A 1,726-nucleotide genomic window follows, 5' to 3' on the forward strand; every position below is an offset into this window, starting at 1 on the left:
TGGGTGGCTGGTCGTTGCTTGAGAACTGCACAGTGGACGCGAGCATCTGTGGCCAAGTTTTTAAGGGCGCACGGTGGATGCCTTGGCACCAGGAACCGATGAAGGACGTGGGAGGCCGCGATAGGCCCCGGGGAGCTGTCAACCGAGCTTTGATCCGGGGGTGTCCGAATGGGGAAACCCGGCAGTCGTCATGGGCTGTCACCCGCTGCTGAACACATAGGCAGTGTGGAGGGAACGCGGGGAAGTGAAACATCTCAGTACCCGCAGGAAGAGAAAACAACCGTGATTCCGGGAGTAGTGGCGAGCGAAACCGGATGAGGCCAAACCAGTCACGTGTGATACCCGGCAGGGGTTGCGTGGTTGGGGTTGTGGGATCTCTCTTCTGTCGTCTGCCGGCGGCAGGACGAGTCAGAAACCGTTGATGTAGGCGAAGGACATGCGAAAGGTCCGGCGTAGAGGGTAAGACCCCCGTAGCTGAAACATTGACGGCTCGTTTGAGAGACACCCAAGTAGCACGGGGCCCGAGAAATCCCGTGTGAATCTGGCGGGACCACCCGTTAAGCCTAAATATTCCCTGGTGACCGATAGCGGATAGTACCGTGAGGGAATGGTGAAAAGTACCGCGGGAGCGGAGTGAAATAGTACCTGAAACCGTGTGCCTACAAGCCGTGGGAGCGTCGCACAAGGACTTGTCCTTGTGTCGTGACTGCGTGCCTTTTGAAGAATGAGCCTGCGAGTTTGCGGTATGTTGCGAGGTTAACCCGTGTGGGGAAGCCGTAGCGAAAGCGAGTCCGAATAGGGCGTTGAGTAGCGTGCCCAAGACCCGAAGCGGAGTGATCTAGCCATGGGCAGGTTGAAGCGGAGGTAAGACTTCGTGGAGGACCGAACCCACCAGGGTTGAAAACCTGGGGGATGACCTGTGGTTAGGGGTGAAAGGCCAATCAAACTCCGTGATAGCTGGTTCTCCCCGAAATGCATTTAGGTGCAGCGTCGTGTGTTTCTTGCCGGAGGTAGAGCACTGGATAGGCGATGGGCCCTACCGGGTTACTGACCTTAGCCAAACTCCGAATGCCGGTAAGTGAGAGCGCGGCAGTGAGACTGTGGGGGATAAGCTCCATGGTCGAGAGGGAAACAGCCCAGAGCATCGACTAAGGCCCCTAAGCGTGTGCTAAGTGGGAAAGGATGTGGAGTCGCAGAGACAACCAGGAGGTTGGCTTAGAAGCAGCCACCCTTGAAAGAGTGCGTAATAGCTCACTGGTCAAGTGATTCCGCGCCGACAATGTAGCGGGGCTCAAGCACACCGCCGAAGTCGTGTCATTGCGATATTACCCCCAACGGGGATCGTGATGGGTAGGGGAGCGTCGTGTGCCGGGTGAAGCAGCCGTGGAAACGAGTTGTGGACGGTTCACGAGTGAGAATGCAGGCATGAGTAGCGATACACACGTGGGAAACGTGTGCGCCGATTGACTAAGGGTTCCTGGGTCAAGCTGATCTGCCCAGGGTAAGTCGGGACCTAAGGCGAGGCCGACAGGCGTAGTCGATGGACAACCGGTTGATATTCCGGTACCCGCTTTGAAACGCCCAATATCGAATCCATTAATGCTAAAGCCGTGAAGCCGGCCTGGAGTCTTCGGACAAAGGGACGTGGTGGAGCCGCTGACCCAAGGTGGTAGTAGGTAAGCGATGGGGTGACGCAGGAAGGTAGTCCAGCCCGGGCGGTGGTAGT

Annotated in this window: 1 rRNA gene (cut by a window edge); it reads left to right on the top strand. The window is 57.4% G+C overall.

What is annotated here, in order from left to right:
* Window positions 1–50 precede the first annotated feature (50 nt).
* Window positions 51–1,726: ribosomal RNA gene (locus tag ACIRPT_RS40885) — 23S ribosomal RNA — on the top strand; it runs 1,490 nt beyond the window's last position.

It is taken from the genome of Streptomyces sp. NPDC101227 (genome assembly GCF_044767545.1).
Classification (GTDB): domain Bacteria; phylum Actinomycetota; class Actinomycetes; order Streptomycetales; family Streptomycetaceae; genus Streptomyces.